General features: G+C 71.6%; 17 protein-coding genes. 9 read left to right on the top strand and 8 right to left on the bottom strand.

From position 1 onward, the window contains the following. Positions 1–74 precede the first annotated feature (74 nt). On the bottom strand, positions 75–2330 hold the full coding sequence (locus FLV34_RS02710) for a molybdopterin cofactor-binding domain-containing protein (protein ID WP_147942261.1): 2256 nt from the start codon (positions 2328–2330) through the stop codon (positions 75–77). A 119-nt stretch (positions 2331–2449) separates the two neighbouring features. Between FLV34_RS02710 and FLV34_RS02705 the strand changes: the two genes are divergently transcribed. Further along, positions 2450–3973, top strand: a complete 1524-nt coding sequence (locus FLV34_RS02705; RefSeq protein ID WP_147942260.1) for a PucR family transcriptional regulator — start codon at positions 2450–2452, stop codon at positions 3971–3973. On the opposite strand, the gene FLV34_RS02700 is transcribed toward FLV34_RS02705, so the two are convergent. Next, positions 3923–6898: a BTAD domain-containing putative transcriptional regulator gene (locus FLV34_RS02700; protein WP_187280520.1), complete on the bottom strand. Its 2976-nt coding sequence runs from the start codon at positions 6896–6898 to the stop codon at positions 3923–3925. The genes FLV34_RS02705 and FLV34_RS02700 overlap by 51 nt on opposite strands. An 89-nt stretch (positions 6899–6987) precedes the next feature. Beyond that, positions 6988–9906: a BTAD domain-containing putative transcriptional regulator gene (locus FLV34_RS02695; RefSeq protein WP_147942258.1), complete on the bottom strand. Its 2919-nt coding sequence runs from the start codon at positions 9904–9906 to the stop codon at positions 6988–6990. A 1026-nt stretch (positions 9907–10932) separates the two neighbouring features. On the opposite strand from FLV34_RS02695, the gene FLV34_RS02690 reads away from it, so the two are divergent. From FLV34_RS02690 to FLV34_RS02680, 3 genes are all read left to right on the top strand, one after another. Further along, positions 10933–12225: a helix-turn-helix transcriptional regulator gene (locus FLV34_RS02690; RefSeq protein ID WP_142644829.1), complete on the top strand. Its 1293-nt coding sequence runs from the start codon at positions 10933–10935 to the stop codon at positions 12223–12225. A gap of 296 nt (positions 12226–12521) precedes the next feature. Beyond that, positions 12522–13094 carry a copper resistance CopC family protein gene (locus tag FLV34_RS02685; RefSeq protein WP_142644830.1) on the top strand — a complete coding sequence of 191 codons (573 nt, stop codon included), beginning with the start codon at positions 12522–12524 and terminating at the stop codon, positions 13092–13094. After that, the gene (locus FLV34_RS02680) at positions 13091–15085 is read left to right on the top strand and encodes a bifunctional copper resistance protein CopD/cytochrome c oxidase assembly protein (protein WP_261985622.1); all 1995 of its coding nucleotides are present in this window, start codon (positions 13091–13093) and stop codon (positions 15083–15085) included. The genes FLV34_RS02685 and FLV34_RS02680 overlap by 4 nt, the downstream gene beginning before the upstream one ends. 274 nt (positions 15086–15359) lie before the next feature. Here the strand turns inward: FLV34_RS02680 and map are convergent, their stop codons facing one another. Next, positions 15360–16208 (bottom strand): type I methionyl aminopeptidase, encoded by an 849-nt coding sequence (map, locus tag FLV34_RS02675; protein ID WP_142644832.1) that lies wholly within the window; start codon positions 16206–16208, stop codon positions 15360–15362. A 43-nt stretch (positions 16209–16251) separates the two neighbouring features. Between map and FLV34_RS02670 the strand changes: the two genes are divergently transcribed. Continuing rightward, the gene (locus FLV34_RS02670) at positions 16252–16428 is read left to right on the top strand and encodes a hypothetical protein (protein WP_185948897.1); all 177 of its coding nucleotides are present in this window, start codon (positions 16252–16254) and stop codon (positions 16426–16428) included. A 188-nt stretch (positions 16429–16616) separates the two neighbouring features. Here FLV34_RS02670 and FLV34_RS02665 read toward each other — a convergent pair whose 3' ends face one another. After that, positions 16617–16907 (bottom strand): hypothetical protein, encoded by a 291-nt coding sequence (locus FLV34_RS02665; protein WP_142644833.1) that lies wholly within the window; start codon positions 16905–16907, stop codon positions 16617–16619. Positions 16908–17011: 104 nt separating this feature from the next. Here FLV34_RS02665 and FLV34_RS02660 point away from each other — a divergent pair, with 104 nt between their 5' ends. Next, on the top strand, positions 17012–17974 hold the full coding sequence (locus FLV34_RS02660; RefSeq protein WP_147942256.1) for a LysR family transcriptional regulator: 963 nt from the start codon (positions 17012–17014) through the stop codon (positions 17972–17974). Positions 17975–18146: 172 nt separating this feature from the next. Here FLV34_RS02660 and FLV34_RS02655 read toward each other — a convergent pair whose 3' ends face one another. Then, on the bottom strand, positions 18147–18725 hold the full coding sequence (locus FLV34_RS02655) for a hypothetical protein (RefSeq protein WP_185948898.1): 579 nt from the start codon (positions 18723–18725) through the stop codon (positions 18147–18149). A gap of 118 nt (positions 18726–18843) precedes the next feature. Between FLV34_RS02655 and npdG the strand changes: the two genes are divergently transcribed. Beyond that, on the top strand, positions 18844–19515 hold the full coding sequence (gene npdG / locus FLV34_RS02650; protein ID WP_142644835.1) for an NADPH-dependent F420 reductase: 672 nt from the start codon (positions 18844–18846) through the stop codon (positions 19513–19515). On the opposite strand, the gene FLV34_RS02645 is transcribed toward npdG, so the two are convergent. Next, the gene (locus FLV34_RS02645; protein WP_142644836.1) at positions 19476–19808 is read right to left on the bottom strand and encodes a hypothetical protein; all 333 of its coding nucleotides are present in this window, start codon (positions 19806–19808) and stop codon (positions 19476–19478) included. The two genes, npdG and FLV34_RS02645, sit on opposite strands and share 40 nt — an antisense overlap. A gap of 113 nt (positions 19809–19921) precedes the next feature. Here FLV34_RS02645 and FLV34_RS02640 point away from each other — a divergent pair, with 113 nt between their 5' ends. Continuing rightward, positions 19922–21100 (top strand): PLP-dependent aspartate aminotransferase family protein, encoded by a 1179-nt coding sequence (locus tag FLV34_RS02640; protein WP_142644837.1) that lies wholly within the window; start codon positions 19922–19924, stop codon positions 21098–21100. Positions 21101–21151: 51 nt separating this feature from the next. Here the strand turns inward: FLV34_RS02640 and panB are convergent, their stop codons facing one another. Continuing rightward, on the bottom strand, positions 21152–21997 hold the full coding sequence (panB, locus tag FLV34_RS02635) for a 3-methyl-2-oxobutanoate hydroxymethyltransferase (RefSeq protein ID WP_142644838.1): 846 nt from the start codon (positions 21995–21997) through the stop codon (positions 21152–21154). A gap of 200 nt (positions 21998–22197) precedes the next feature. Here panB and FLV34_RS02630 point away from each other — a divergent pair, with 200 nt between their 5' ends. Next, positions 22198–23532, top strand: coding sequence for an MFS transporter (locus tag FLV34_RS02630; RefSeq protein WP_147942255.1), 1335 nt, complete (start codon positions 22198–22200; stop codon positions 23530–23532). Positions 23533–23768: the final 236 nt, after the last annotated feature.

The following is a 23768-nucleotide window of genomic DNA, read 5'->3' as shown; positions in this document are numbered from 1 at the left end:
AGCCGGCTGGACGAACCGGCTGCTCCCGCCGCGGGCCGAGCACGACGACGGGGGACTCAGCGGGCGACGGGGGCTCAGCGGGCGACGGGCGTGAGCGCGATGTCCTCGGGCCGGATCGGGACCCGGGAGAGATCCAGCCCGGTCGCGGCCCTGACCGCCGCGACCACCGCCGGGGTGGACGACAGCGTGGGCGGCTCGCCCGCGCCCCGCAGGCCGTACGGCGCGTGGGGGTCGGGGTTCTCCAGCACCGACAGCCGCATCGGCGGCATGTCGAGGATGGTGGGGATCAGATAGTCGGTGAACGAGGGGTTGAGCACCCGGCCGTCCCTGACCTGGATCTCCTCCATCAGCGCCAGGCCGAGACCCTGCGCGGAGCCGCCGTGGATCTGCCCTTCCAGGGCCACCGGATTGAGGATCTTCCCGACGTCCTGCACGGCGGCCAGCTCGACGACCTTGACCAGGCCGAGCTCGACGTCCACGTCGACCACGGCCCGGTGCACGCACAACGCGAGCTGCGTGTGGGAGTCGCCCTGGCCGGTGACCGGGTCCATGGGGAACGTCGGCCGGTGGCGGAACTCGCGCGTCTCCTCGACCGGCCCGAACCGTTTCAGCACCTCTTCCAGCGACAGGTCCGGATGCGCCGCCCGCAGCGCGTCGATGCGCGCCCGCACCGCCTCGCACGCCGTCTTGACCGCCCCGCCGGTGACGTACGACTGGCGGGAGGCCGAGGAGGACCCGGCGGAGCCGACCGCGGTGTCCGCCGGGGCGATGGTGACCCTGGCGATCCCGAGCTCCGTACGCGCGATCTGTTCCTGGATGGTGACGAGCCCCTGGCCCACCTCGGCGGCGGCGGTGTGCACGAGCACGTGGGGCTCGTCCCCGGCCAGCTCGACGCGCACCCGTGCCGTCGAGTAGTCGTCGAAGCCCTCGGAGAAGCAGATGTTCTTGATGCCGACGCCGTAGCCCACGCCGCGCCGTACGCCCTCGCCGTGGGTGGTCTGCGCGACGCCGCCCGGCAGGAGGCGCAGGTCGGGCCGCTCGTCCACCGGCTCCGGCGGCAGCGGCATCGCGGCCAGCTCCTTCAGCATGTCCGCGAGCGGCGCGGGGCTGTCGATCACCTGCCCGGTGGCCAGGCGCGACCCCTGCGACACCGCGTTGCGGACCCGGATCTCGACCGGCGACAGCCCGCAGGCCGCCGCGAGCCGGTCCATCTGCGACTCGTACGCGTAACACGCCTGCACCGCCCCGAACCCGCGCATGGCACCGCAGGGCGGATTGTTCGTGTAGACGCCGTACGCGTCGATCCAGACGTTGCCCACCTCGTACGGACCGACGCCGAGGGAGGCGGCGTTGCCCACCACGGCCGGGGTGGACGAGCAGTAGGCCCCGCCGTCGAGCAGGATCTCCGCCTTGACGTAGACGAGCCGCCCGTCGGCCGTGGCGCCGTGCTCGTAGCGCATCCGCGCCGGATGCCGGTGGACGTGGCCGAAGAACGACTCCTCGCGGCCATAGACCATCTTGACCGGGCGGCCCGTCCGCAGTGCCAGCATCGAGGCGTGGACCTGCATCGACAGGTCCTCCCGCGCGCCGAACGCGCCGCCGACCCCGGCGAGGGTCAGCCGCACCTTCTCCTTCGGCAGGCCCAGGCACGGCGCCACCTGGTCCTGGTCGACGTGCAGCCACTGGGTGGCGACGTACAGGTCCACCCCGCCGTCCTCGGCCGGCACGGCCAGGCCCGACTCCGGCCCGAGGAACGCCTGGTCCTGCATGCCGACCTCGTACTCGCCGGTGACGACCACCTCGGCCTCGAAGGTGCTCCCCACCCTGACCGGCTGGTGCCGTACGACGTTGCCCCCGGGGTGCACGGCGGGACAGGCGGGGTCGAAGGCGGCCCGGGGGGGATCGGTCACCGCCTCGCGCTCCTCGTAGCGCACGACGATCGCGGCGGCGGCGCGGCGCGCGGTCTCCGGGTGGTCGGCGGCCACGATCGCCACGGGCTCGCCCTGGTAGCGGACCTGGTCGACGGCGAGCACCGGCTGGTCGCGGCGCTCCAGCCCGTAGAACTTCTCCCCGGGCACGTCCTCGTGGGTCAGCACGGCGAACACGCCGGGCATCGCGAGCGCGGGGCCGACGTCGATCGAGCGGATCCACGCGGACGGATGCGGGCTGCGCAGCGTGGCGCCCCAGAGCATGCCCTCAAGCCACAGGTCGGAGGAGTACGCGAACTCCCCGGTCACCTTCAGCGTGCCGTCCGGGCGCGGCGCGCTCTCGCCGAGGCCCGGACGCCGCCCCGTTCCGATCGCCGTGCCCGCCGCCGTCTCCGTCGCCATACGCCGCTCCACGGTCGTAGTACAACAACCGGGCGGGGCCGGGGCCTATCGGCGCGGCCATGAAACCCGGGGGCGGCCGTAGTCGATGCTTGTAGATATCTCCAAATACGCTGTCTTCCGTGCTGTTGCATGATCTGCTCGCCGCACCGGAACTGCGGCTCACCCTGCTCACGGGCGACGAGCGGCTGGACCGTGAGATCAAGGGCGTGCTCATCACCGACCTGCCCGATCCCCGGCGCTACCTGTCGGGCGGCGAGCTGGTGCTGACCGGCCTGATGTGGCGCCAGTCGCCCGACGACTCCGCCCGGTTCGTGGACGCCCTGGCCGATGCGGGCGTGGCCGCGCTCGGCGCCGGTGACGCGCGGCTCGGCACGGTACCCGCCGACCTGGTGGACGCGTGCCGGGCGCGTGGCCTGCCACTGCTCGAAGTGCCCGTCGAGGTGTCGTTCGGGGCCGTCACCGAGCTCGTCGGCAGACGCGTCGCCGCCGCCCAGGTGGGCGACCTGCGCGGCGCGCTCGGGCGGCATCGCAGGATCGTCGCCGCGGTGGCCGAGGGGGCCGGGCTCGCCGAGCTGTTCGCCCTGGTCGAGGCCGAGCTCGGCGTCACCGCCGCCGTCGTGTCCGCCTGCGGCGCGGTCGTCGCGGGCGACCTGCCGAAGGAGCGGGCCGTACGGCTGGCCCGTGACTACCTCGCCGCAGTCCGCCTGCCGGTGGTCGTCGACCGCGGCGGGCCGTTCACGATCTTCGCCGTGGGCCGACGGCACCGGGCCGCCGGCTGGGCCCTGGTCTGCCGGGGCGAGGTCGACGTGGAGCTCGGCTACGAGCTGGCGGCGTGCGTCGCGATGGAGCGGACGCGGGCGGAGGAGGGCCGCCGGGTGGAACGCCGGCTGGCCGAGCAGCTCATCGCCCTGGCCTGCGCGGGCGGCGACCTTGCGGAGCTGTCGGCCCGGCTGCGGACGTGCGGCATCGACCCGGCCGAGCCGTACGCCATGGTCACCGCGACGGCGAGCAGACGCGGGGCGCAGGACGGCCCCGACCCCGCCCTGCTGGGTGGTCAGGTGGTGGAGGAGCTGCTCGACCGCGAAGTGGTGGCCGCCGCGGGCGCCGACGCGTCGGTGGCGCTGGTCCCCCTGCGCCGCGACACCCCCTGGGGAGACCGCGACGCGCTCGCGGCCCTGCTGCGCGCCCGTACGGCGGTGCTCGCCGCCGGGCTGCCGTCGATCACGGTGTCGGCCGGGCTGAGCGGCGCGCTGACCGGGCCGCAGGCCATCCGGGGCGGGGTGGAGGAGGCGGGCCACGCCCGGCGGATGGCCGAGGCGCGCGGCGGGGGAGTGGTCACCAGCGACGAGATCTACACCCACGCGCTGCTGCTGGCGACCGTGCCCGGCGACGTGCGGACGTCGTTCGCCGAGCGGCTGCTGGGGCCGTTGTTCGACTACGACCGGCGGCACGGGGCCGAACTGGTGCGCACGCTCGGCGCGTTCCTCGACTGCACCGGATCGTGGAACGCCTGCGCCGAGCGGTTGCACGTGCACGTCAACACGGTGCGCTACCGGATCAGGCGGGTAGAGGAGCTGACCGGCAAGGACCTGTCATCCATGGCCGACCGCGTGGATCTCTTCCTCGCCCTCCGCGCCGGCTGAGCCCTCCGCGCGGGCCGCATTTTGCGCGCGGGCTGAGCCTTCCGCGCGGGCCGCGTTTTGCACGCGGGCTGAGCCTTCCGCGCCGCCTGAGCCGTCCACGGTTCGCGACGGGCCATCCTCCGGACTCTCGCCGAGCAGGGCGAGCTCCTCGCGGGCGAAGTCCACCCAGTAGTCCGCCCCGCACTCCTGAGCGACCACTATGGTCTCCTGCAGGTACGCGCGCGCTCTGTCGAGCCTGCCCGTGAGGCGTTCGGCCCTGCCGAGATTACCGAGGCATCTGGCTTCCAGGCCGCGGAAGCGGCTCTCCCTCATGAGGACGAGGGCCTCCTCGAAGAGCATCACCCCCGACCGGGGATCGTCCTGCGCCATGTAGACCTCGGCCATGCACATCAGCGCGTCCGAGTGCTGCATGGCGTCACCGGCCTCCTTCGCGAGCGACACCATCTCGACATACGCGGCCATGGCGGACGCCGTGTCCCCCAGGCCGAGATGTGCTTCGCCGGCGCAACCGAGAGCGTGGCGTTCACCCACCGCCGACCCGATCTCCCGCGCGATGCGCAGTTGCTCCCGCGCCGACGACAGGGCTTCCTTGTGCATCATGAGCGCGTTGAGCGTGACGCCCAGGTTTCCCAGAGCCCTCATCCGCGCGAAGGCGTCGCCGCACGTGCGGAGAAGATCCACCTCGGCGCGATGATAGGCGAGCGCTTCCGCGTAGCGCCCCATATAGCCCAGGCCGAGGGCGATGTAACTGTTCGCGAGGGCGGAGATATCCGGATCTCCGAGCCGCTCGCCCACCTCGAGCGCCTGGCGGTTGAGGGTCACGGTCTCAGGGTGGTGGCCGGTGTACACGAGGGGCCAATGACAGGAGAAGGCCAGGTAGGCGCCGGAACGTGCCAGAGATGAGTTCGGGGACCCCATCGCCTGGGCTGCGACGGCGAGGATGTTGGGGCGTTCCCGCTCCAGCCACGCGAACGCGTCGGCGCCGCCGGTCAGGGCGAAGGGTTCGCATGCCGCGAACTCGTGCAGGGGATGCACCCGATGCGGGTCTATCAGTTTCATCGCCAGGCGCACGGTCGTGCCGTACAGGCCGATCACGCGGTCGAGCGCGTCGTCGCGGTCGCGCTCGCTCAGGCGCCGCTCGGCCAGTTCCATCGCGAAGAGCCGGACCAGGTCGTGCAGGCGGAACCGGCCCTGCTCGCCGGGTTCGGCCAGATTCGCCCGCACCAGGCGGGCCACGGCGCGCTCCGCGGCATCCTGCGGCGCGTCGAGAAGGGCCGCCACGACCTCGGGTGTGGCGTCCGGCGTGCGCAGGACGCCCAGATGGCACAGGGCAGCGGCCGCAGTCCTGTCGGGCTCGTGGCCGCTTCCCGCCAGCACGTCATGGCTGAGCTGGAGGCTGGCGCGCACCGCGAGATCACCCGACTCCAGCTCGTGCAGCGCCCGCCGTTCGTCGCGCAGCCGGGCGTTCAGCTCCGTTAAGGGAGTGTGGCGGTTTTCCATCAGACGCGCCGCCGCGAGCCGCAGGGCGAGGGGCAGCCCGCCGCACAGGTCCGCCAGCTCGGCGGCGGCGGACGGATCGGCGGCGACCCGCTCGGCGCCGGCGAGTTTCGCGAGCATGGTGACCGCCTCCGACCGCGACATCCTGCCGAGAACGAGCTGGACGCAGTCGTCGGCCGCCGCGAACGACTCCCGGCTCGTGACGAGCAGCGCGTTTCCGGCCGGCAGGCCCAGCAGCGGGCGGACCTGCTCCGGGCCGGACGCGTCGTCGAGCACGATCAGCGTGCGGCGGCCCGCCAGACGGTCCCTGAGCATCGCGGCGGCCTCGTCCTGATCGGACGGAACCGACTCCGAGCGCACCCCGAGGCCCCGCAGCAGTCTCCCGAGCAGGTCGAGCGGGTTCAGCCGTCCGACTCCCGGCGTCGCACCGAGCAGGTTCAGGTACAGCTGGCCGTCCGGATAGTGATCGCTCACCGCGTGCGCCGCGTGCACGGCGAGGGTCGACTTGCCCGCTCCCGCCGTGCCGGTGACGGCCACCACCGCCTGCGGGTCGTCTCCGTCCCAGGGCGCGAGCAGAGCGCGCAGCCGCACCAGCGTCTCCGCCCGTCCCACGAAGATCCGCCGATCGCGCGGAAGCTGACGCGGCCGGACGAACTCCCCGTGAGCGGTGACCGCCGTGGCGGACGGCGCCGCCGCGAGGGAGGGATCCGCGCGCAGGATGCGCTCGTACGCCCGTCGCAGAGATTCGCCGGGATCGACGCCGAGGTGTTCGGTGAGCAGACGCTTGATGTCGTGGAAGACGTCCAGCGCCTCGGCCTGCCGCCCGCAGCGGTAGAGCGCGAGCATCTGCAGCTCCCGGGCACGCTCCCGCAGCGGGGCCTCCGCGGTCAGCCCGGCGACCGCGTCGAGCGCTTCCTGGTGCCGGCCCAGCCTCAGCAGCGCGTCGGCCCAGTCCTCCCGCGCCGTCTGGCGCAAGCTTTCCAACCGGGTGCGTTCCGCCTCGCAGAACGGGCCGGGAAGGCCGCCCAGGGCGGTGCCCGCCCACAGCCCCAGCCCGGCCTCCAGCTCGCGCAGCCAGGCGGGGAGGTCCTGTTTGGCCTGGAAACGACGGGCCTCGGCGAGGCGCTGCTCGAAGTCCTCGGCGTCGGTCCGGCACACGTCCCGCGCCAGGCTGTAGCCGTTCGCGGACTGGGTGAGCAACGTGAACGGCCCGCGCCTGCCGCGTTCCGGTTCGAGCAGCCGCCTCAGCCCGGCCACATAGGTGTAGACGCTCTGCTCGGCCGTCTTCGGCGCGGCGTCGCCCCACAGGGCGCCGACGAGCCTGTCCTTCGTGACGAGGCGGCCCGCCTGTGCGGCGAGCACCCAGAGAGTGGCCCGTTGCAGCGGCGGCCCCAGGTTCACCTGCCGGTCCTCCAGCCATGCGGTCACCGGTCCGAGCACCCGGAGCCGGAGGCCGCCCCCGCCTAATTCCCCATGTGCCGTCCCCATGGACGTCCTGTCCCTCCCTCGCGCGAGGATCAGCCGGCGAGCGCCACGCGGGGCGATGCCTCTCTGGCCGCTCTCAGCTCGGGGAAGGCGGTTTCGATGGCGCTCAGTTCGTCTTCCACCAACGGGGATAGGTTCTTGTACCCGGACCGCTGCCGCGCCGCCAGCGCCTCCCGGGCGTAGGCCAGGGCCTGTGCCGGCTCGTTCAGGAGACGATGAACTCTGGCGAGCATGACGAGCGACTCGCACTCGCTGATCCGGTAGCCGATCTCCCGGGCCACACGCAGGCCGCGCTCGAGGTAGGACTTCGCCGTCTGCGGATCGCCGCGCTTCAGGTGCAGCTCGGAGACCAACGTGAGGCCGCACGCCTCGTGGTAACGGTCTCCCGCGGCCTGCGCGAGTGCGAGTTGCTCATGGATCAGGCTCATGGCCGCCGTCAGATCGCCCATTCTCAGGCAGGCGGTCGCCTCGGTCACCAGCGAATGACGCTCGCCGACATCAGAGCCGATCTCCCTGGCGATCGCCCGCTGGGCCTTCGTCCGCTCACGCGCCTCCGCGTACCGTTCGAGCTTGAGAAGGACTACGCCCAGGTTGCCCAGGGCGCGCATCTCGCCGAACCGGTCGCGCAGCGCGCGTCTCAGCTCGAGCTCGGCCTGCTGGTGCGGCAGGGCCTCGGTTTCCTTGCCGAGGTTCAGCAGTGCGTGTGCCAACTGGCCGTGGGCCAGGGACAGGATCTCCTGGTCATCGGTCCGCTCGCCTACACCCAGTGCCTGCCTGTTGAGGTCACGCTGCTCGCGGTGGTGCGCGCCCATGGCGAGCTGCCAGGTGAGGGCGAACCCGACGTAGGCTCCGAGCCGTGCGACGTCGTCGTCCTCGCTGTGCATCGCCTGGGTGGCGGCGGCGACCACGTCCGGCAGCTCCTCCGCCAGCCAGTTCCTGGCCTCGTCGACAGTCTCGAACGCGAGCGGGCGCTGTGGCACGGCGGGCCAGGGAAGCTGCACACGGTGTGGATCGAGCACTGTGCTGGCATGGCGCGCGGTCGCCCCGTAGAAGCCGAGCGTGCGCAAGAGCGCGTCTTTGCGCGTCTCCGGCGTGAGGCGCGCATCCGCGAGCTCGATCGTGAACAGCCGTACGAGGTCGTGGAGGCGATAGCGGCCCGGTTCCGAGATCTCCACGAGGTGCGCACGTGCGAGGCGGTCGAGGGCGCGCTCGGCGGCGTCGACCGGTTCCCCGAGGAGAGCGGACACCAGCTCGGCGGTCAGACTCGCCACGTGCAGGACCCCGAGGTGGCACATCGTCCGTGCGGCCAGCCGATCGAGTCCGTTGCCGTTGGCCAGACTCTCATAGCTCAGCTCCAGACTGGAGCGGACGGCGCTTCGGCCCGACTCCAGCTCATGCAGCGTACGCCGCCGATCCTCCAGCCTCGTCCCCAGATCCCGCACCGTCCAGTCGGGGCGTTCGGCGAGCCGGGCGGCGGCCAGGCGCAGAGCCAGCGGCAGCAGGTCGCACAGGTGCGCCAGGCGGTCGGCGGCGGCCGGGTCCGCCGCGATCCGTTCCGCTCCGACGAGCTTCGCCAGCATGGTGACCGCCTCCGACCGCAGCAGCCTCCCGAGCACGAGCTGGACGCAGTCGTCGGTCGCCGCGTGCGACTCGCGGCTCGTGATCAGCACGGTGTTGCCGGACGGCAGCCCCAGCAGGGCGCGCACCTGCTCGGGCCCGGCCGCGTCGTCGAGCAGGATGAGGGTCCTGCGTCCCTCCAGCCGGTCGCGCAGCACCGCGGCGGCCTCGTCCTCATCGGACGGCAGGGCCTCGCCCGGCACACCCAGGGCGCGCAGGAGCCTGCCGAGCACGTCGATCGGCTTCAGGCGCTCGACCCCCGGCGTCGCGCCCTGGAGATTGACGTACAGCTGTCCGTCCGGGAACGCGTGCGAGGAGGCGTGGGCGGCCTGTACGGCCAGCGCGGACTTGCCCGCCCCGGGGACTCCGGTGATCGCGATCACCGCCTGCGGCGGTCCGCCGTCCCAGGGGGAGAGCAGAGACCGTAGACGGACCAGTTCCTCGGCCCGCCCCACCAGGACGCTCGCCGCCCGCGGCAACTGGCGGGGAGGCCTCGCCGGGACCTCGGCACCGCTCGCGCGGTCCTGCACCCGCGCGAGCGACGGATCGGCCCGCAGGATCAGTTCGTACCGCTCGCGCAGGGTCGCGCCGGGATCCACGCCGAGCCGCTCCGCGAGCAGCCGTTTGACGTCCAAGTACGTCTGGAGAGCGTCGGCCTGCCTGCCGCAGCGATACAGCGCGAGCATGAGCAACTCGCGGGTGCGCTCTCGTAGCGGTGCCTCCGCGGCCAGCTCGGTCAGCGTTCTCGCGGCCTCCTGGTGCAGCCCCAGGCCGAGCAGCATGTCGGCGTGGTCCTCCCGCGCGGACAGGCGCAACTCCTCGAGACGAGCCCGTTCCGCCGCCGCGAAGGGACCCGGCACGCCGCACAGGGCGGGTCCCGACCAGCACGCCAGGGCGGCGTCCAGCGCGCGCAGGCCGCCTCGCAGGTCGCTCGCACCGCGCAGCCGGCGTGCCTCGGCCAGGTGGCGTTCGAAGTCCTCCACGTCCACCCGCACCTTGCCGCGTTCCAACGCGTAGCCCCGCGACCGGTTCGCCAGGATGATGTATGGACCACGCCTGCCAGGGTGGGGCTCCAGCACCCGCCGGAGGCCGGCGATGTAGGTGTAGAGGCTCTGCTCGGCCGTGTTCGGGGGGCCATCCCCCCAAAGGCCGCTGATCAGCACGTCCTTCGGGACCACGCGTCCTTCATGCCCGACGAGCACGCACAGGGCCGCCCGCTGCAGCGGCGGTCCCAGCTCGATGGGATGTCCGCCGCACCAGCCTGCAAGCGGGCCCAGTAACCGCAGACGGGACGGTAAGTCCTGAGAAGTTCCACACTCATTCGCATTATCCATACGTTTTTGGACTCCATGCGGTGACGGCGCCGACGCGTTGAGTGCATCGCCCAGCCCTTTTGGGAGGCCGGTGCGCGTAGCCTGGTGACCAGGCCATCGGTGCGTCCCTCGACGTTCTTGTACAGCTACTGCAATAAGAAGTCATCCCCGTGACGCCGGCTACGGGCACATCGTTGGGCCTGAATCGGCAGAAGCTTCAATATGCCATCATGTATCTAGATTTTGTCTAGATATGTGTAGGGCCCGAGCTCACGCTTGTCACGGGCTGACTTGGGGAGGGAAGCCCCCGGCGACGGCCGCGCCGCCCGGGCATGGACGGCATGGCGTTCCGTCCTGTCCGAGTCTGATGGACCTATGAAACAGAGGGGATCTGCGCCCTGCGAACTCGGGGTAGAGCCGGGCGGGCATCGCGCCGAGCCCGCCACGGGCGGGCCTGGGGAGGGCGGTGGACTGGGGGGCGGCCCGAGGCGCGGTCCGGCGTCTGTCGCCATGTCGATCAATCAGAATGTTGGGCTCGAACCGGCCGACTCGCAATTCCGGATCCATTGGTCGAGCGTCATATTCCGAGTCTGTGGAAATTGTATCCGGAAATGAATCCGGCTCGCCGGAATGGAGGCTTTTCGTTTGGCGAACATTGAGGGTGTGTCGGGGGCGGCCGATTCGAATGCAAGATAAAATAGTGATGCCTGAATCGAAGCGGCTTCAGAAATTTTGATTAATATTGGGTGAGGGCGCCACTGTCGGCCGGGGAGCCAGAGGGGGCGCATGGATGTTGCGGAGTGCTTCCTGGTGTTCCTCTGTGGCGCCCCGGCGCGGCTACCAGGCGGCTTCGATCAGCAGCACTCCAGCCGAAGAAGCAGATTTTTCGCCTCCGTAGGAGACGGGGAAGCGCTCGCTGGCGTAACATCGCCACCAACGGCCAGTATGGCAGAAATGATGACGGTAAGAACGGGTAGGGCAAGGCGGCGCACGGTGGATCTCCCATCAGCTCAGACTGCCGGGCCTACAATATTGCAGGAGTTGCCAATGGCGGCGCAAGATCTGGTCGGACAGCGCATCAAGGCGATTCGTCGTCAGCGCGGGCTCTCGCAAGCGCAGTTGGCGCATCCCGAACTCTCCGACAGTTATGTATCACTGATCGAAAGTGGTAAGCGCACGCCCACTCCTGCGGTTCTCGAACTGCTTGCGCAGAAGCTGGACTGCTCGCTGACCTACCTCGTCAACGGCGTCACCGCCGAGCAGATGGAAGACCTGGAAGTCGGCCTCAGCTTCGCCCGCATGGCACTGGAGAACGGCGATGTCGCCGAGGCCCGCCGCCGGTATGCCGAGCTGCTCGCCGACGGCAACCTCCAGGGACTCGCCTCGCTGCGGGTGGAGGCACGCTACGGCTACGCGCTGGCTTCGGAGGCTTGTGGTGAGCTTGCCGAGGCCATCTCCGTTCTCCAGGAGCTCGGCGAGGCCGAGGCGGAGACGATGACGCAGGACCGCAAGATCGCCGTGGCCCTGGCGCTGTGCCGGTGCCATCGGGAGCGGGGCGACTACTCGGCCGCCGTCCAGGTGGGCGAGCGTGCCCTGGAGAGCCTGTCCCGATCCGGTTGGAGCGACGCTCTGGTGGAGCTCGGCGCGACACTGCTGAGCGTCTACCTGGCGCGGGGCGACCTGCTGCGGGCGGGGCACTTCGCCGCCGAACTGATCGCGGCGGCGGAAGCCCTGGGAACCCCCCGTGCCACGGTCGCGTCGTCCTGGAACGCCGCTCTTGTGGCCGAGCGGGCGGGACGCGGGGAGGAGGCCCTCGCCTTGATCGAGCGTGCGCTGGCGATCCAGTCCGAGACCGGTGAGCCACGCAACCTGGCACGCCTCCGGCAGACGCATGCGAACATGGTGCTGCGGCTGCATCCCGAGGAGTCGGAGAAGGCACGTGACCTCCTGCTCAGGGCGCAGCGGGACATGGAAGGTGCCGCTACCAGCGCCTTCGACAGAGCGCAGGGTGCTCTCGACCTCGCATGGGCCGAAATCGCCCTCCACCACCCCCAGCGGGCCGTCGAGTATGCGCAGGCCGCCGTCGACTTGGTGCGCGGCACCTCGGGGTGGCTTGAGACACGGGCCGCACTGATCCTCAGCCAGGCACGTTTCATGCTCCACCAGGATGAGGAGGCGGCCGCGGAGCTGGACACGGTGAGCCAGTGGCTGGAAAACGCACTGGCCACGCGGAAGGCGGCCGAGGACTGGATGACGATCGCCGAGATGCGCCGGCGGATCGGCGAGGACGAGCAGAGCGTGGCCGCCTACCAGCGCGCTCTCGCCTGCGTCGAGCTCTGACCGCGCACGCGGGTATCGGGCTCACAAGGACGGGTTCTGCCGGGCCGGGGGCTGCTCGCCCCCGGCCCGGCTCGCGTCTCGGGTGACGAGCGCGTGGACCACAAGGGCTCGCGAACGCGCGGATCACAAGGACGAACGCGGCCCGCGAGCGGATCGGCCGGCCCCGCTCGCCGGATCGCGGAGCCGGTAGGCATGCAAGGCCGACGATGGCGTGATCAGGCTCTTTTCCGGGTCATCCCCAGTCTTCCGGTGCGAGGTATGGACCGGACCCCCAGGTCGGTAGCCTGGGAAGTGCCATGAAGAGACCCTTCCTCGCCGCCTTCACCGCGCTCCTGGCGGCTCTCCTGCTGTGTGTCGCGCCGGCCCTGCCCGCTCAGGCGCACACCTCGCTCAAGAGTAGCGACCCGCAGAAGAACGCGCAGGTCAAGACCTTGCAAAAGGTCACGCTCGAGTTCGCGGACTCCGTTCAGTTCCCGGTCGTGGTCGTCCGCGGCGAGGACGGCAAACGCTACGAGAAAGGCGAGCCGGTCGTCGACGGGCCCAAGGTCACCGAGGCGGTGACCGAGCCGGTTCCCCCGGGTCGCTACACGATCGCCTGGCGGGTGGTGTCACCCGACGGGCACCCCCTTGAGGGGGAGATCCCGTTCACCGTGGTCGGCGACCAGTCCGTCGGGGCGGCGACCTCGGCGGCCGCCCCCGACGACCCGGCGTCGTCGTCCGCGCCGGCGGCCGCCGCGCCCGCGACGGCACCCGCGGCCCAGGCCGATGACGGCGGGCAGCAGGGCATCCCCGGATGGACCTGGGCGGTGATCTTCGGGATCGCCGGCATCGGCATCGGGATGTTCCTGAGCCTGCGGAAGAAGCCGTGAACCGGACGGTACGACTGACCGCCGCGGCGCTCTGCGCGGCCGTCGGCGCACTCGTCGTCGCGATGGTGCTCGGCGGTGCCGCGACCCCGCGCATCATCCCCGGCCTGCCCGACGAGGGCACCCTGACGCGCTGGATGCTGCCGCTGTCGAAGCTCGGGATGGACGTCTCCGGCGTCCTGACCGTGGGCCTTCTGACGGCTGCCGCGGCGTTCCTGCCCAACGACAAGGGCCTGCTCGGCAAACAGGCGCAGAGTTACGTGAAGGGCGCGTCGTGGTCCGCGCTGGCCTGGGCGGTCGCCGCGGCGGTGGCCCTGGTCTTCAGCCTGTCGGAGACCCTCGGCGCGCCGGTGGGCCAGATCCTCGCCGGCAACGAGCTGACCAGCTATGCGAGCCAGGTGCCGCAGGGCATCGCGCTGACCCTGGTCGTGCTGTTCGCCGTCGCCATCGCGCTGTTCGCCCGGGGCGCGATCACGGCGGGCGCCGCCGGGGGCCTGCTGGTCTTCGCGCTCGTGACGCTGCTGCCGCCCGCGCTCACCGGGCACTCCTCCTCCTCGCCCAACCACGGTCTCGCCACGACCTCGGTGGCCATGCACCTGCTCTTCCTGGCCCTGTGGGTGGGTGGCCTCGGGGTGGTCTGCCTGCACGCGCTACGCGGGCGCCCCCTCCTGGACGTCGCCGCCGCGCGTTTCTCCCGGATGGCGCTGTGGTGCTTCGTCGGCGTCGGCGTCTCCGGGCTCGCCGCCGCCGCCTCGCGCCTCACCTCGGTCGGCGAGCTGTTCACCTCAAGCTACGGCCTGCTCCTGCTGGCCAAAATCATCGCGTTCTGCGTGCTCGGGTTCTTCGGCTGGCGCCACCGCGGCCGTACGCTGCCGAAGGTGTCGGAGGGGGAGCCGCACGCCTTCCTCCGCCTCGCCCTCGGCGAGGTTCTGCTGATGGGAGCGACGATCGGCCTGGCCGTGGCGCTGTCCCGGACCGCCCCGCCGCCCGTCGACACGCCGGTCGACCGGGCCTTCGAGCTGCTCGGCTACCTGATCCCGCCGCCGCTGACGGTCGCGAACCTGCTGACGCTCTGGTGGTTCGACCTGTTCTTCGCCGTGCTCGCGGTCATCATGGCCGGCCTGTACGGCGCGGGCGTCGTACGGCTGGCCCGCCGGGGCGACCGGTGGCCCATGGGCCGCACGATCAGCTGGTACATCGGCGTCGTCATCCTCGTTTTCAGCACGCAGAGCGGCGTGGCGCGCTATTCGCCCGTGCTGTTCAGCGTGCACATGACCGAGCACATGGTCCTGTCGATGCTGGTCCCGATCTTCCTGGTGCTCGGCGCGCCGGTCACGCTGGCGCTGCGCGCGCTCAAGCCCGCCGTCCGCCGGGGCGATCGAGGCCCGCGCGAGTGGCTCATGGTGATCTTGCACAGCAGGATCATGAAGTTCTTCAGCCACCCCGCCATCGCGACCGCGATCTTCGTGGCGTCGACCTTCGTGCTGTACTTCACCCCGCTGTTCGCCGCGGCGATGGAGGAGCACCTCGGTCACATCGCGATGACCGTGCACTTCCTGCTGAGCGGCTCGCTGTTCTTCTGGGTGATCATCGGTGTCGACCCGGCGCCGTACAAGCTGCCCTACTATGGGCGGCTGCTGCTGCTCATGGTGACCATGCCGTTCCACGCGTTCTTCGGGATCGCCCTGATGAGCATGGGGTCGGTGCTGGCATCCAGTTACTACGACCAGCTCGGGCGCACCTGGGGCTCCTCCTCGCTGGTCGACCAGCAGATGGGCGGCGGCATCGCCTGGGCCTTCGGCGAGATCCCCACGCTGATCGTGCTGCTCGCGCTCGGCTTCCAGTGGTGGCGCGACGACGAGCGCGTCGCGCGCCGTGCCGACCGCAGGGCCGACGCCGCGGCCGCCAAGTCCGGCGGCACGGGGGACGCGGAGCTGGACGCCTACAACGACTACCTGGCGAAGCTGAACAGGCAGGACAGGGCCGCCGAGTAGGGCCGCCGGTGGTCGGTCGCCGAATAGGCCACCGGCAGCCGGAGGTCCGTGCCGTCGGTCTGCGTCCCCGCCGTGGGCCTGTGTCCCCGCCGTGGGCCTGTGTCCCCGCCGAGGCCCGCGACCTCAAGCACCCACGCGGCACCTCGCGGAGCACAGGAGCGCAGCCGGTGGGAGCACCTGGGGATGCCTCAGGCGCCTGCGCGACGCCTCGGGAAGACGCCGTGGCGCTTCGCCGGAAACACCGGCGAAGCGCCACGAAACCGCTCCGACGTCCTTACGGGAGGGTGAGGATCTCGTAGCCCGACTCGGTCACCACGAGGGTGTGCTCGAACTGCGCGGTTCGCTTGCGGTCCTTGGTCACCGCGGTCCACTTGTCGGGCCAGATCTCGTAGTCGATCGTGCCGAGCGTGAGCATCGGCTCGATCGTGAACGTCATCCCCGGCACCAGGGTCACCGACAGCGAGGGGTCGTCGTAGTGGGGGACGATGAGCCCGGAGTGGAACGAGGTCGAGATGCCGTGCCCGGTGAAGTCGCGGACGACGCCGTAGCCGAAGCGCTTGGCGTACGCCTCGATCACCCGGCCGACGATGTTGAGCTGGCGGCCCGGCGCCACGGCCTTGATCGCCCGCATCATCGCCTCGCGGGTCCGCTCGACCAGCAGGCGCGACTCCTCGTCGACCTCGCCGACGAGGAAGGTGGCGTCGGTGTCGCCGTGCACGCCGCCGATGTAGGCGGTGATGTCCACGTTGACGATGTCGCCGTCGCGCAGCACGGTGTCGTCCGGGATGCCGTGGCAGATCACCTCGTTGATCGAGGTGCACAGCGACTTGGGGTAGCCGCGGTAGCCGAGCGTCGAGGGGTAGGCGCCGTGGTCGCAGAGGAACTCGTGCCCGATGCGGTCGAGCTCGTCCGTCGTCACGCCGGGGGCGACGTGCCTGCCGACCTCTTCGAGCGCCTGCGCGGCGATCCGGCCCGCGATCCGCATCTTCTCGATGGTCTCGGGGGTCTGGACGTCGCTGCCGCCCTTCTTGGGCTCGGCCTTCCCCACGTACTCGGGCCGGGGGATGTGGGCGGGAACCTTGCGAATGGGCGAGATTCGCCCGGGGCGGAGCAGCGTGGTCATGCGGCCAAGTCTAGTTGCGCGTCAAGGGGGCACGATTAAGGACGTGAGCGATCAATGGTGGTTCTGCCTGAAGCACATGAGCGTCGAGCCCGAGAGGGGCTGCCCGAACAAGGACCGGCTCGGTCCCTATGACTCCCGCGACGCCGCCGCCAACGCCCTTCAGACGGCGGCCGAGCGCAACAAGCGCTGGACCGAGCAGGACAAGGACTGGGACGACTGACCCCCTGACACGGGCCCGGGCCCGGTCCTCAGGAACCTGTCGGGTAAGGCTTCGGCGCCTCTGCGTGAGCCCTGCCTCCGGCACCTTCACCCATGCCGGGCCTCCGGCACCTGTTATGGGCAAGGCCACGGCACGTCTGCGTGAGCCCTGCCTCCGATACTTCACCCGGGCCCTGTTCGTTCGCCCTTTCACCGTCCGGGCGCCGGTGCGGCCTCGGCCGCCTGCCGCCGGGCCGTCGCGCGGCGGGCGACGAGCCGGCCGAGCGTCCAGACGCCGATGCCGCTCCACACCAGGTTGAGGCCCGCCGAGGGCCAGGCCGAGTAGTACGCGCTGTTGATCATCAAGGTGGCCGCCCCGCCGAAGTTGAGCAGCTGGTAGGGCAGCCCGTCCGCGGACATCCTGCCGGACGACACCAGCGCGTACGCGAGCAGGAGGACGACGGCGCCCATGGTGCCGATGATCGTGATGAAGGTGGACATCAGGACGGTTCGCCATCCACGCACATGGTCATGACCCGATGATCCTGCCCGCGGAGAGTGTAGGGCAAGTGAAGGATTCTTAAACCGAACATAAGATCTGCTGCATGGAAATCGACCCGCGGCGGCTGCGGATCCTGCACGAGGTGTCCCGCAGAGGCGGCGTCATGAAGGCCGCTGAGTCGCTGCACCTCACGTCCTCGGCCGTCTCCCAGCAGCTCGCCCAGCTCGAACGGGAGGTCGGCCTCGCGCTGTTCGACCGGTCGCAGCGCAGGGTCACGCTGACCCCCGCCGGGCGGGTGCTCGCCGCGTACGCCGAGCGCATCGAGGAGCAGCTCGCCGAGGCGAGGCACGAGCTCAACCGCTTCGCCGAGCGGCTGTCCGGGCCGGTCACCATCGCGGCGTTCCCCACCGTGATCCGGCATCTGCTCGTCCCCGCGCTGCGCGAGCTGGCCGTACGGCACCCGCGGATCACACCGGTGATCAAGGAGCTGTTCGGGCCGGGCGCGGTGCAGGAGCTGCGCCTCGGCGGCGTGGACCTGGTCGTGACCGAACGGGACATGAGCCAGCCGGCCGCGTCGCTGCCGTCGATGTCGCGGCACCGCCTCTATGACGACGAATACCGCATCGTCGCCCCGCCGTCGTGGGACGAGGTGCCGGCCACCGTCGCCGACCTGGTGGACCTGCCGTGGGTGGCGGGAGTGCCCGACCAGGCGTGCGGGCAGGCGCTCGAACGGCTCGCCCAGCTCCACGGGTTCGTCCCGCGCCGCGTGCACCTGATCGCGGAGTTCCCGCCCGTGCTCGGGCTGGTGTCGGCGGGGCACGGGGTGGCGATCGTGCCGTCGCTGGCGCTGCTCGACGTGCCGCCGGGCGAGGTGGTGGTCACCGGCATCCGCGGCGTGGGCACCCGCAGGATCGAGGCGCTGACCAGGGTGAGCCGTACGACGTCGGGGGAGCCCGACGCCATGCAGGCCGTGGTGATCGAGGTGCTGCGTGAGGTGGCCGACGCGGTGGACCGGCGCGTGCGCGAGCTCAGCCGCGCCCCGATCGACTCGTCGCCCGCGTCCTGACCGACGCCCGCCCGCCGCCCCGCTCGGCTCGCCCGTGTCCTGACCTGCCGCCCACGGCCTGAGCCGCCGCTCGCTTCGTGATTTGCCGCCCGCCGCGCCGCTCGGCTCGCCCGCGTCCTGACCGCACCGCCTGCGTCCTGGCCTGTCGCGGGCCGGCCGGTCGCCGGACGCCTCAGTCGCTCACGTGGGGGCCGGTGATCCGTTCGGCCAGGCGGGCGAGACGCTCCCGCAGGCCGGGCCGCCGCACCTCCCCGGCCGCGCTGCTCACCAGGTGCTGCGCCGCGTCGAAGCTCAGGACGGCCCCCTCGGCCGGTATGGCGATTGAGTCGTGGGCCAGGGACTCCAGCTCGGGGTCGCCGCCGTCGATGGCGAGGATCGTGGCGCCGGTGCGGCGGGCGTCGTCCACGCGTTCGAGCAGGGGCACGGGCGCCCGCTGCTCGGCGACCACGAACAGCGTCTCGCCCCGGCCGGCGCTCCGCAGCCGCTCCATCCCGACCCGCAGATGGGCGGGCGCGCCGGGTGGCGGCGCCCAGCGGACCAGCGTGGGGGAGAGCTGTGCGAGCCCCGACAGCCGGGCCTCGTCGGACAGGTGGGCGGTGACGTGCCACGGCTCGTCCTCGGGGGTGCCGACCACGAGAAGCCCTCCGGGCGATCGGGTGGCCCGCAGGGCCAGACCGAGCTCCCGGGTGCGTTCGAGCCATCCGGTGGAGGCGAGCACCTCGCGCAGCAGGTTCACCGATGCGGCGTCCATGACCGTTATGGTGCCTGACATGAACGCGTGAGTCCCGCCAATCGGGTCCGTACTTCGAAGACCGCCCTCGCGAGAGCCGGTGGGGACGCCGCGACGACCTGCTGGCATGATCTGATTCATGGTTGAGCACACCACCGCAGACCTGCCCGACGTCTCCGCGCTGACCATCGGCATCCTGGGCGGCACCGGCGACCAGGGCAAGGGACTGGCCCGCCGGTTCTCGCTGGCCGGGCATACCGTGTTGATCGGCTCGCGCAGCGCCGAGCGCGCGCAGGAGGCGGCCCGCGAGATCGGCGTACGCGGTGCCGCGAACGCCGAGGTGGCGGCCGAGGCGGACGTCGTGATCGTCGCGGTGCCCTGGGAAGGGCACAAGGCGCTGCTGGAGTCCCTGCGCGAACCGCTCGCCGGGAAGATCGTCGTGGACTGCGTCAACCCGCTCGGCTTCGACAAGCAGGGGGCGTACGCGCTGCCGGTGGAGGAGGGCAGCGCGGCCCAGCAGGCGGCGGCGGTGCTGACCGGCAGCCGGGTGGTCGCGGCCTTCCATCACGTGTCGGCGGTGCTGCTGCTCGACCCCGCGGTGGCCGAGATCGACCTCGACGTGCTCGTGCTCGGCGACGACCGCGAGGCCACCGACGTCGTACGCGCGCTCGCCGGCCGCATCCCCGGCGCGCGCGGGATCTACGCGGGCCGGCTGCGCAACGCCCACCAGGTCGAGGCGTTCACCGCGAACCTGATCTCGATCAACCGCCGTTACAAGGCCCACGCCGGAATCCGGGTCACCGACGTGTAGCCATCCGCGCTTCGATTGATCGACGGCCGGCCGGCCGTGGACGGGGAGAAGCGTGTCACGTGGCGGTGGCACAGCCCGGCGTTGCTGTGCGCCACGACGGCGAGCGGCCCGCGTGGCGTGCTCGCCGTCACCTCGCTCACCACCCGCGGCCAGTAGGGCGGCGGACCGGCCGTCACGCCGGTCAGCCGCGGCACCACGGCGGTGTGCCCGCGCGCCCGCAGGGTCTCGGCGACGGGGGTCCAGGTCGAGGGGCCGACGGAGGGGCTGTGCACGAGGAGGAAGCCGACGTCCATTCCCTCATCCTCGCCATGGGCGACCGCGGCGGACGCCTTCTCCGCTCGCCGCGTAACCGGTCGTCGGGTGTCTAACCTGACAAGAACGGCCTTTCTAGGTAATTGTGGACGCCATGAGCTCCTTGCATCCGGAAACGCGCGTCGTCCATCTGCCCCGGCCCACGCCGGAGGCCAGCACGCCGATCTCCATGCCGATCTACCAGACCTCGGGATTCGTCTTCGACGACCCGGCCGTCTTCGCCGACGGCATGGGGCGGCCCGACGGGGCGTACGTCTACGGCCGGCTCTCCAACCCCACCGTGCGGGCGCTGGAGGAGGCGGTCGCCGGCCTTGAGGGCGGCGTGGCCGCCGTGGCCACCGGCTCGGGCATGGGGGCGATCAACGCCGTGCTGCTCGGCCTGCTGAAGTCGGGCGACCACGTGATCGCCCAGTCGGCGCTGTACGGCGCCACCGCCCAGACGCTCGCCGACCTCGCGGAGCGCTTCGGCGTCGAGGTCACCCGCGTGCCGGAGGACGACCCCGAGGCCGTACGCGCCGCCGTGCGGCCCACGACGAAGCTGCTGTATCTGGAGACCATCGCCAACCCGATGACGCAGGTGGCCGACCTGCCGGGGATGTGCGCGGCGGCGCGCGAGGCCGGGATCCTCACCGTGGTCGACAACACCTTCGCGTCGCCGGTCCTGTGCCGCCCCATCGAGCACGGCGCGGACATCGTCGTGCACTCCGTGACCAAGTATCTGTCCGGGCACACCGACGTCGTCGGCGGGATCGCCGTGTTCGCCTCCGAGGACGTGTATCGCCGGGTGTGGTCGTACGCGGTGGAGCTCGGCGCGACGACCGACCCGTTCGCCGCGTGGCTGACCCTGCGGGGGATGCAGACGCTGCCGCTGCGGATGGAGCGCCACTGCGCCAACGCCCGCGTGCTCGCGACGCGGCTCGCCGAGCACCCGGCCGTGGCCGCGGTCCACTGGCCGGGCCTGCCGTCCCACCCGTCGCACGAGCTCGCCACCAAGCTTCTGCCGGACTTCGGCGGCGTGTTCTCCTTCGACCTCGCCGGAGGGCGTGCCGCCGGAGAGGCGTTCATGCGCAACGTGCGGCTCGCACTGCTCGCGCCCTCGCTCGGCGGCGTGGAGACCCTGATCCTCCACCCGGCCACGACGTCGCACCGTACGGTGAGCGCCGAGGGCCTGGCCGCGGCGGGCATCGGCGAGGGGACGGTCCGGGTGGCCGTGGGCATCGAGCACGCCGAAGACCTGTGGGCCGACTTCGCCCAGGCGCTCGACGCGATCTGAGGGGTTTCACGGGAAGGGCGGCCGCGGCGTGCGCGGCCGCCCTTCGTGGTGTCAGCGGTAGGTGTGCTCGGGCCGGGGGAAGGCGCCGGAGACGACCTCGTCGGCGTACGCGCGGATCGCCCGGTCCATCTCTCCGGCCAGGTCGAAGTACTTCTTCACGAACTTCGCGGGTTGCGGGGTGAGCCCCATGAGGTCCTGCCAGACGAGGACCTGCGCGTCGGTGTCGGGCCCGGCCCCGATGCCGACCGTGGGGATGCTCAGCGACGTGGTGACCCGCTGGGCGAGGTCGGCGGGGACGCATTCCAGCACGACGGCGAAGGCGCCCGCGTGCTCCAGCGCCTTGGCGTCGGCCATGATCTCGTCACCCGCCTGCCCGCGGCCCTGCACCCGGTAGCCGCCGAAGGCGTTGACCGACTGGGGGGTCAGGCCGATGTGGGCCATGACCGGGATTCCGGCCGACACGAGCATCTCCACCTGAGGGAGGACCCGGTGGCCGCCCTCAAGCTTGACGGCGTGCGCGCCGGCCTCCTTGATGAAGCGGGCCGCGGTCTCCAGGGCCTGCTGGGGTGAGGCCTGGTAGGAGCCGAACGGCAGGTCGGCCACGACCATCGCCCGCGACGAGCCGCGTACGACCGCGGCGGCGAGCGGGATGAGGTCGTCGACCGTGACGGGCAGGGTCGAGTCGTAGCCGTAGACGACCATGGCGGCCGAGTCGCCCACGAGCATCACCGGGATGCCCGCCTCGTCGAACACTCGCGCGGTCATGGCGTCGTACGCGGTCACCATCGGCCACTTCTCGTGGCGTTCCTTGGCCGCCGCGATGTCGCGGACGGTGACTCTGCGCCCTGCGGCCCCGCCGTAGAGGGCGGGCTTGGACACAACGGAAACAGAGGACATGGCTACCTCCAGGCCTCGTGGCGCCCCTGTGGCGTCCCCGGACAGTCAGATCATTGCATGCCGCCATGGGCTGGAACACCCCCATACGGGCGCCGTAATCCGGGCGCCGACGAGTGGGACTAAAGGGACGAAAGAGGCGACCCGGCGGCAGAAATGTCCGAGCCACCCGGCACAATGCCATGCGGAGGTAAGGAACCACGATGGCTTTTGATCGTTACAGGCAGGTGCTCGCCCTGCCGGGTGTGCGGGCGTTGCTGCTGGTCGGCATGATCGCGCGAATTCCCCTCACCGGCACCGGCATGACGCTGACCCTGCATGTGGTGAACGACCAGAAGCTCGGGTTCTTCCAGGCGGGCCTGGTCGGCACCGCCTCCATGGCGGGCGCCGCTGTCGGCTCGCCGCTCGTCGGCCGGTTCGTCGACCGGCGCGGGCTGCGGCCGGTCATGGTCGTGACGACCCTCGTGCAACTGTGCCTGTGGTGCGTCGCGCCGTCCATGCCGTACGCCGTGCTGCTGCCGGGGGCGCTGATCGGCGGGCTGTTCAGCCAGCCGGTGTTCGGGACCATCCGGCAGTGCGTGGCCGCGATGGTGCCGAAGGAGAACCACCAGACCGGCTTCGCCCTCGACTCGATGGGCGTGGAGCTGTCGTTCATGGTCGGGCCCGCCCTCGCCGTCGCGAGCGTGACGGCGTTCGGCAGCGCCGCGACGATGTACGGCGTGGCCGCCGGGCTGGTGGGCTCGGGAGTGGCGCTGTATCTGCTCAACCCGCCCACGCGGTCGGCGGAGGAGGTGGCGGGGCAGGAGGTCCACGTCCCCCGGCGGCAGTGGCTGCGTCCCGGCCTGCTCGCCCTGCTCTGCCTGGTTTCCGGGCTCACCTTCGTGCTCACCACCACCGAGCTGAGCGTGGTGGCGATGCTCAAGGCGGACGGCGCGACCGCCTGGACCGGGCTGGTGCTCGCGCTGTGGTGCGCGTACTCGCTCGTCGGCGGGTTCGTGTACGGCGGGCTCTCCCGGGGGCTGTCGCCCGGGCTGCTCGCGGGCGGCCTGGCGCTGCTGACCGTGCCCGTGGGCCTGGTCGGCGGGGGCTGGGGCTGGCTGTGCCTGGCACTGGCACCGGCCGGGCTGCTGTGCGCCCCGGCGCTGTCGTCCACCGTGGACGCCGTCAACCGGCGCGTCCCGGCGGCGGCGCGGGGTGAGGCGATGGGCCTGCACGGCACCTCGCTGACGATAGGAGGAGCCCTGGCCGGGCCCCTCGCGGGCGGGCTCCTGGACGCCCATGGCCCGGTCTGGGCCTTCGCCGTGTCCGGAGCGGTCGGTGTCGCGCTGGCCCTGCTCACCACCCTGGTCAGGCGCGACGCCCCGGTCGCCGTCCTCGTCCCGGCCGGATCGCGTGACGCGGCCGGGCCGGATCACGCGAACGGTCTCGGCGTGGCGGCCGGGGCGGACATCGCGACGGGGCCGGAGCGTGTGAGCGGTCCTGGTGCAGTGCCGGGGCCGGACGCCGCGACGCCCCTGCCCACCGCCGCGCGCGAGTAGGAGCGGTGGCTACTCCCGCGCGCGGGGTAGGCGTGGTGTGTGCTCCGGCGGGGGAGCGGGCGTGATGCGTGCCCCGGCGCCGGAGCAGGATCGGGCGCCCTCTCGCCGGCGTGTGGACCGTGCCGGATCGGGGGATTGAAATACGCCCCGGAGTGGGAATAGAACCGGCCCTCGCGTTGATGTAAAGGGGGCGCGGTCGTCCCTCGGGGCGGCCGGCGAAGGCGTCCGCCGCCTGC

This window comes from Microbispora sp. CSR-4 (genome assembly GCF_008033685.1).
GTDB lineage: Bacteria > Actinomycetota > Actinomycetes > Streptosporangiales > Streptosporangiaceae > Microbispora.
The sequence above is the reverse complement of the archived record's forward strand: the minus strand, read 5'-3'. Positions and strand labels throughout refer to the sequence as shown.

Excerpts from the sequence above, each read along its gene's own strand:
- FLV34_RS02710 (WP_147942261.1), bottom strand. The coding sequence starts at position 2,330 with ATGGCGACGGAGACGGCGGCGGGCACGGCGATCGGAACGGGGCGGCGT.
- FLV34_RS02695 (WP_147942258.1), bottom strand. The coding sequence starts at position 9,906 with ATGGATAATGCGAATGAGTGTGGAACTTCTCAGGACTTACCGTCCCGT.
- FLV34_RS02690 (WP_142644829.1), top strand. The coding sequence starts at position 10,933 with ATGGCGGCGCAAGATCTGGTCGGACAGCGCATCAAGGCGATTCGTCGT.
- FLV34_RS02685 (WP_142644830.1), top strand. The coding sequence starts at position 12,522 with ATGAAGAGACCCTTCCTCGCCGCCTTCACCGCGCTCCTGGCGGCTCTC.
- map (WP_142644832.1), bottom strand. The coding sequence starts at position 16,208 with ATGACCACGCTGCTCCGCCCCGGGCGAATCTCGCCCATTCGCAAGGTT.
- FLV34_RS02665 (WP_142644833.1), bottom strand. The coding sequence starts at position 16,907 with ATGTCCACCTTCATCACGATCATCGGCACCATGGGCGCCGTCGTCCTC.
- FLV34_RS02660 (WP_147942256.1), top strand. The coding sequence starts at position 17,012 with ATGGAAATCGACCCGCGGCGGCTGCGGATCCTGCACGAGGTGTCCCGC.
- FLV34_RS02655 (WP_185948898.1), bottom strand. The coding sequence starts at position 18,725 with ATGGACGCCGCATCGGTGAACCTGCTGCGCGAGGTGCTCGCCTCCACC.
- npdG (WP_142644835.1), top strand. The coding sequence starts at position 18,844 with ATGGTTGAGCACACCACCGCAGACCTGCCCGACGTCTCCGCGCTGACC.
- FLV34_RS02645 (WP_142644836.1), bottom strand. The coding sequence starts at position 19,808 with ATGGACGTCGGCTTCCTCCTCGTGCACAGCCCCTCCGTCGGCCCCTCG.
- FLV34_RS02640 (WP_142644837.1), top strand. The coding sequence starts at position 19,922 with ATGAGCTCCTTGCATCCGGAAACGCGCGTCGTCCATCTGCCCCGGCCC.
- panB (WP_142644838.1), bottom strand. The coding sequence starts at position 21,997 with ATGTCCTCTGTTTCCGTTGTGTCCAAGCCCGCCCTCTACGGCGGGGCC.
- FLV34_RS02630 (WP_147942255.1), top strand. The coding sequence starts at position 22,198 with ATGGCTTTTGATCGTTACAGGCAGGTGCTCGCCCTGCCGGGTGTGCGG.